Origin of the sequence: Variovorax sp. Varisp85 (assembly GCF_047304045.1) — a bacterium.
GTDB lineage: Bacteria > Pseudomonadota > Gammaproteobacteria > Burkholderiales > Burkholderiaceae_C > Variovorax.
Map to the genome: position 1 here is coordinate 57,003 of NZ_JBGLYN010000032.1, position 6,258 is coordinate 63,260.

Annotated in this window: 8 protein-coding genes; 5 read left to right on the top strand and 3 right to left on the bottom strand. The window is 66.1% G+C overall.

Annotated features, from left to right (window positions below; translation table 11 throughout):
* Positions 1-31 precede the first annotated feature (31 nt).
* From ACCC97_RS14850 to ACCC97_RS14865, 4 genes are read left to right on the top strand one after another with little or no spacing between them, the layout of a single operon-like run.
* Positions 32-733 (top strand): amino acid ABC transporter permease, encoded by a 702-nt coding sequence (locus tag ACCC97_RS14850; protein ID WP_007829015.1) that lies wholly within the window; start codon positions 32-34, stop codon positions 731-733.
* Between the two features lie 12 nt (positions 734-745).
* Entirely contained in the window at positions 746-1,504 is a 759-nt protein-coding gene (locus tag ACCC97_RS14855; RefSeq protein ID WP_007829016.1) for an amino acid ABC transporter permease, read from the top strand.
* A 50-nt stretch (positions 1,505-1,554) separates the two neighbouring features.
* Positions 1,555-2,289, top strand: coding sequence for an amino acid ABC transporter ATP-binding protein (locus tag ACCC97_RS14860; RefSeq protein WP_007829018.1), 735 nt, complete (start codon positions 1,555-1,557; stop codon positions 2,287-2,289).
* 43 nt (positions 2,290-2,332) lie between these two features.
* Complete coding sequence (locus tag ACCC97_RS14865) at positions 2,333-3,175, top strand: ABC transporter substrate-binding protein (RefSeq protein WP_413333529.1); 843 nt, start codon at positions 2,333-2,335, stop codon at positions 3,173-3,175.
* A 174-nt stretch (positions 3,176-3,349) separates the two neighbouring features.
* Here ACCC97_RS14865 and ACCC97_RS14870 read toward each other — a convergent pair whose 3' ends face one another.
* Genes ACCC97_RS14870 through ACCC97_RS14880 form a run of 3 tightly spaced genes read right to left on the bottom strand, consistent with a single transcriptional unit; the run spans position 3,350 to position 5,231 of the window.
* Positions 3,350-4,039, bottom strand: coding sequence for a response regulator (locus ACCC97_RS14870; RefSeq protein WP_413333531.1), 690 nt, complete (start codon positions 4,037-4,039; stop codon positions 3,350-3,352).
* 4 nt (positions 4,040-4,043) lie between these two features.
* The gene (locus ACCC97_RS14875) at positions 4,044-4,802 is read right to left on the bottom strand and encodes a nuclease-related domain-containing protein (protein ID WP_413333533.1); all 759 of its coding nucleotides are present in this window, start codon (positions 4,800-4,802) and stop codon (positions 4,044-4,046) included.
* An 18-nt stretch (positions 4,803-4,820) separates the two neighbouring features.
* Complete coding sequence (locus tag ACCC97_RS14880; protein WP_042672750.1) at positions 4,821-5,231, bottom strand: hypothetical protein; 411 nt, start codon at positions 5,229-5,231, stop codon at positions 4,821-4,823.
* A gap of 495 nt (positions 5,232-5,726) precedes the next feature.
* Between ACCC97_RS14880 and ACCC97_RS14885 the strand changes: the two genes are divergently transcribed.
* Positions 5,727-6,258, top strand: a 532-nt coding sequence (locus tag ACCC97_RS14885; RefSeq protein WP_413333535.1) for a porin, incomplete at its 3' end; no start/stop codon positions are given.

Below are 6,258 nucleotides of genomic sequence, written 5' to 3' on the forward strand. Positions count from 1 at the left end.
CAGCCCTGGCAGCCACGCAAAGGAACAGCCCATGAAGGACTTCGACCTGCTGGCGATCCTGCTGAAACCGGAGTTCGGCGCCATGCTGCTGCACGGCCTGCAGGAGACGCTGAAGATCGCCGCGGGCTCGTGGCTGCTCGCCATGACCATGGCCATCGTGCTGCTGGTGGTGCGGCTCACGCCGAACCGCATCGCGGAGCGCGTGGTGGCCGGCTACGTCTCCTACCACCGCAACGTGCCCACGCTGGTGCAGCTCATGTTCTGGTACTTCGGCATCTTCAGCCTGCTGCCCGATGCGCTGCAGGGCTGGCTGTCGGTGCACAACGCCGAGCGGCTGCTGTCGATCGTCGCGCTCGGGCTGTGCCAGGCCGCGTATTTCAGCGAAGACATGCGCTCCGGCCTGCGCGCCATTCCCGCCGGGCAGGCCGAGGCGGCGCGTGCGCTGGGCCATGGCTACATCGGCTCGATGCGCCACGTGATGCTGCCGCAGGCCATCCGCAACGCGGTGCCGGCGCTGGTCAACCACAGCGTGTCGCTCTTCAAGAACAGCAGCCTGGCCATGGCCATCGGCGTGGCCGAGCTGACGCATGCGGTGAAGGAGATCGAGAGCCAGAGCTTTCGCACCTTCGAGGCCTACAGCGTCGCGACGGTGCTGTACCTGCTGTGCTCGCTGATCATCATGGCCGTGGGCGGATGGCTGGCTCGGCGCTACCGCATCGCCGGCGCAAGGTAAGCGAGGACCCCGATGTACAGCGTCTACGAAATTCTTCGCGACAACTGGCTGCTTTTGCTGGTCGGGCAGTACCCCACCGGCCCGCTCGGCGGCATCGTCGCCACGCTGATCCTGTCGGTGCTCGGCATCGTGCTGGCCTTTCCGCTGTCGGTGCTGCTCGCGCTGGCGCGGCTGTCGCCCTGGCGGTTGCTGAACTGGCCCGCTGCGGTGCTGGTGTACGTCGTGCGCGGCGTGCCGCTGCTGATGGTGATCCTGTGGGTCTACTTTCTCGTGCCGATCCTTATCGGGCGGGACGTGTCGGGCTTCACCACCATGCTGTGCACGCTGGTGATCTACGAAGGCGCCTACCTCTCGGAGGTGGTGCGCGCCGGCATCCAGTCGCTGCCCAAGGGCCAGGGCGAGGCGGCGCGCGCACTGGGCCACAGCCACCTGGGCACCATGTGGTACGTGATCCTGCCGCAGGCGCTCTACAACATGCTGCCGAGCATGCTGAGCCAGTTCATCTCCACCATCAAGGAGACCACGCTGGGCTACGTGATCAACGTGCAGGAGCTCACCTTCGCGGCCAACCAGATCAACAACCAGCTGCTGACCAAGCCGTTCCAAGTGTTCTTCATCCTGGCGATGACCTACTACGTCGTGTGCTTCAGCCTCACGCAGCTTGCGCAATGGCTGGAGCGGCGCATTGCGCACAAGCGGCTCGGCGCCGTGGCGGTGAAGTCCACCGAAGACGGCGCGCCGCTCCCGACCCCGGTGGTGACGCAGCCATGACGCCCGTTCCACACCCCGCAGGGCAACCAGTGCCCGCCAAGGACGACACCATGATCCTGTTCTCAGACATCAACAAGTGGTACGGCGACTACCAGGCGCTGGCCGACATCAACGCCGAGGTGAAGAAGGGCGAGGTCGTGGTGGTCTGCGGACCCTCGGGCTCCGGCAAGTCCACGCTGATCCGCACCGTGAACCGGCTGGAGGAAGTGAAGTCGGGGAAGCTGCTGTTCGACGGCCACGACATCCATGCGCCCATGAGCAGCAAGGCCCTGAACAAGCTGCGCAGCCGCATCGGCTTCGTGTTTCAGAGCTTCAACCTGTTCCCGCACCTGTCGGTGCTGGAGAACATCATGCTCTCGCCGATGCGCGTGCTCGGCGTGAAGCGCGCCGACGCGAAGGCCAAGGCCGGGCAGCTGCTCGAACGCGTCGGCCTGTCGAACAAGGCGGGCGCGTACCCGGCGCAGCTGTCGGGGGGCCAGCAGCAGCGCGTGGCGATTGCCCGCGCGCTGGCGATGGAGCCGCCCGCCATGCTGTTCGACGAGCCCACCAGCGCGCTCGACCCCGAGATGGTCGGCGAGGTGCTGTCGGTGATGCGCGGGCTGGCGCACGACGGCATGACGATGATGTGCGTCACGCACGAAATGAACTTCGCCCGCGAGGTGGCCGACCGCGTCTGGTTCATGGACGCGGGGCGCATCCTCGAGAAGGCCGACCCCGCCACTTTCTTCGGCAGTCCGCAGCATCCGCGCGCGCAGCGCTTCCTGTCGGACCTGCGCGCGCACTGAGCCCCCACCCGCGTTTCCCTTCGCAATCTCCCAGGAGTCCACCATGTCGAACAAGACCGTCTTCCGCCTCGCCGCCATCGGCGCCTGCCTCGCCGCGTCGTCCCTGCTGGCGCATGCCGACCAGTGGAGCGACATTGCCCAGCGCAAGGAACTCAAGTGCGGCACTTTCGCCGACGTTCCCCCGTTCGCCGCACCCGACCCGAAGACGCGCGAGATGGTGGGCCACGACGTCGACCTGTGCCATGCCTTGGCCAAGGAGCTCGGCCTCACCGCCAAGGTCACGCCGCTGTCGGTGGAAGCGCGCGTGCCCGAGGTGAAGCTCGGCCGCGTCGACGTGACCATCGCCAACCTGGCCTATACCAAGAGCCGCGGCGAGCAGATCCAGTTCAGCGACCCGTACTACGTGGCCAAGGAAATGCTGGCCGTGAAGGCCTCCGACTCCGGCACCACCAAGGCCGACTTCAAGGGCAAGCGCCTGAGCTCGACCAAGGGCTCCACCTCCGAGCTGTCGATCAAGATGAACGGCTCGGAGCCTGTCACGTTCCAGGACACGGGCTCGGCCTTCATGGCGGTACAGCAGAACAAGTCGGTCGGCATGGTCGCCAACACCATGACCATCACCAAGCTGGTCAACCAGTCGAAGACCGAAGGCGTGGCGCTGAAGATGATCAAGGACCCGATGGTGCTGCAGCCCATCGGCATCGGCATGAAGAAGGACGAACCCGCACTGCTGGCCAAGGTCAACGGCGCCCTCTATGCGCTGGAGAAGTCGGGCGAGCTCGATCGCATCTGGGCCAAGTGGCTGGGACCGAACACCGAATACAAGATGGTGCGCGAAGAGAAGGTCACGCCGCTGGCTGACCTGAAATTCGAACTGCTGCCTTGATCTAAGCTGTGAGGGTTCAGGGAGCGCTCACGCCGATGGCTGGGTTGCTGCGTCTGCGGATTCAGCGGCTGGTAGTCCTGTATGTTCTGCAGCGACAGCAACACCATCGGCGGCAGCGGAACTCCGCGCCAGCGTAGTTTCATGAGAGAAGATTTCTTGGAAGCCGGCGCCGGGTCAGGCGTCATGCCTGGCCTGCGATTCCCATGCAAAGCCGACGCCATAGACCGAGCGGATCCAGTCGTGCGCGGTGGAGACGGTGGCCAGCTTCTTCCTGAGGTTCTTGATGTGGGTGTCGACCACGCGTTCGTTGACGTCGAGCGCCTCCGGGAATGCGGCTTCCAGCAGCTTCGACCGCGTCAGCACCCGCCCGGGCTCCTGCGAAAGCGCGCGCAGCAGCAGCGACTCGCGGCGCGTCAGCGGCAGGTAGTGCCCGTCGAGAATCGCGCAGCCGCGCACCGCCCCGAAGGTGATCGGCACCGAAGGGCGCACGACGCTGCGGCGCTGCGCATAGCGCCGCAGCACCACGTGGACGCGCACCACGACTTCCTTTGGGGAAAAGGGCTTGCACACGTAGTCGTCCGCACCCAGCTCGAAGCCGCGCAGCCGGTCGGCTTCGTCGCTGCGCGCCGTCAGCATGATGATCGGGTGGTCGCTGCGCGCGCGGACCTTCTCCAGGATCTGCAGGCCGCTGACGTGCGGTAGTTCGACGTCGAGCAGGGTGAGTGCCGGCGGCGAGGTCAGGACGCGATGCAGCGCGACCGCGCCGTCGTCGATGTGGTCGACCTCGTGCCCGGCGCGATGCAGCTCGTCCAGCAGCACCGACGCGGCCTCGCGCCTTTCCTCCACCAGCAGGATGCGGCTCATCGCGTCACTGAAGTTTCAGGACGCCCGGATGCGCTGCCCTGACCGGGGCCTGCGTGCTCCTGTTGCGGCAGTTCTTCATGTGGTCGTCGACCGTCAGGTCGCCCTGCAGGTCGGTCAGCAGCCGCAGCGTGCGGCCGATGGCCGCGTCGTCGAGCAGCGGGTAGCCCTGCTCGGTGCGCCCGTTGTTGCGCGCCACGCGCGCGATGTAGGGCAGGTCCTGCGGCGTGATGACGACGGACGGCATCACGCCTTCGAGTTCGACGCCCTCGAACGGCAGCAGCACGAAGTACTGCACACGCAGGTCGGGCGGCATCAGGCTGCGCAGGTGCGTGGTCTTGCGGCCGCACTGCCAGGCCGGGTCTTTCACTTCGCGCGCCATCGAATGCCCATGCTGGCGCAGGAACCAGCGCGGCAGCGCCTGGGCCGAGGTCTTGCGGTACACCACCGCGTTGCGCCAGCCCTTTACCTCGAACAGGTAGACCCCGGCCTCGCAGACCAGCGCCACGTCGAAGCGGGCCGTGGGCACGGCGCTGCCTTCGTACATGGGGATGACGAGGTCTCGCAGCACGTGCAGCCGCCCGAACGCGGGCTGGAATGCGCTGGTGAGCTGCTGCATGCCCAGCGTGGTCGCCGTGCTGCTCGCCGGCTCGCCGTCCGGAGCGCATGCGCGCCGCGCAAGCGCGGAAGTGTCCGGCTTCGGGTGTCCGTGGCCGGCCAGCGTGAGCACGGGGCGGGCGGGGACTTTATGCAAGGCAGTGGTCATGTAAGGCTCCTTCGAACTTCAAGGATTGCGCAACTTTCGGGAGACTTTGTGCAGAAGCGGCAATTGCACGGCCTGCGCCGATCGCGCGCCCGCAACCGCATCGATCGATGCGCCGTTTCCGATGCTTCCCATGAGGACGACCCAAGCGAGCGCCAGTTCGCCGTTGGCCGCAGCCAGCACGTGCAGGTCGAGCAACATGCCCTGCAAGTCCGCCATCAGCTGCACTTCGGAGATGTCTCCGCGGTCGCGATGCCGCTTCGACGCCTCGAAGCCGGCCCTTGCGTTCATGACGCGCGCGTACGCGGTGTTCGCGATGTCGCTCTGCATCTGCAGGCGGTGCAGCGCTCCGGCGACCTGCTCGCGTGCCTGCACGACCGCGTGCGCGTAGGCGTGTGTGTTCTCCAGATAGAGCAACTCGAGCGTCTTCACCTTGAGCGCGATGTAGGCGTGCGGCCACGCCGGATTCAGTGGCGCCCTGCGATGCGTCCATGAGCCGGTTCATTGCGGTGTCCTCGAAGCCGGCCCGCCAAGGCCGCGCGCTCGCTTGCGTTTGTGTTTGCGCACGCGCCTTGTGCTCGACGAACATGCCCGCAGCGAGCACAGAGGTGGAATGAACCATCGCAATGCTCGTGCTGGCGCATGCGATAGCCAATGCAGCGCATGTCGCAGCCATCAGGGTTCGTGGGCGCTTCACCTGTGAGTCTCCAGCTTCGTCATGCGTGGATCTTTTCAGGCGAATTGGGAGAAATTTAAAGGGCCTCCGGATCGGCCTGCCGCGCGACGCGCACACGGTGTGATGTGCGCGCACAACACTCGATGCGGCAGAGAACCGATCCACCAAATTCCTCCCGATTTGGACGAAACCATGCGTACAGCCGGTCGATACCGAACGGCCGCATCAGACCTGAAACTGGAGAACTCTGAATGAAGAAAACCCTCACGGCATACGCTGCCCTGGCCGTCTGCGGGCTGGCCTCTGCCCAATCGTCCGTCACGTTGTTCGGCGTCGTCGACGCGGGCCTGACCTACCAGTCGGCGACCGCGCGCGACGCGGCCACCGGCGCATCGGTGAAGTCCAGCAAGACCAGCCTGGCCAACTCCGGCTACAACTCCAGCCGCATCGGCTTTCGGGGCACCGAAGACCTCGGCGGCGGCCTGGCTGCGAGCTTCTGGCTCGAAGCGCCCATCACCAACGACGACGGCGCCACCGGCATCTCCACCTTCGCGCGCCGCTCCACCGTGAGCCTGTCGGGTGGCTTCGGCGAGCTGCGCCTGGGCCGCGACTACACGCCCACCTTCTGGAACGACACCGTGTTCGACCCGTTCGGCACCAACGGCTCGGGCACCAACGTCATCAGCACCGTCAGCGGCAACACCACCATCAACAACGCCAACTACGTGCGCGCGAGCAACTCGATCGGCTACTTCCTGCCGCCGAACCTGGGCGGCTTCTACG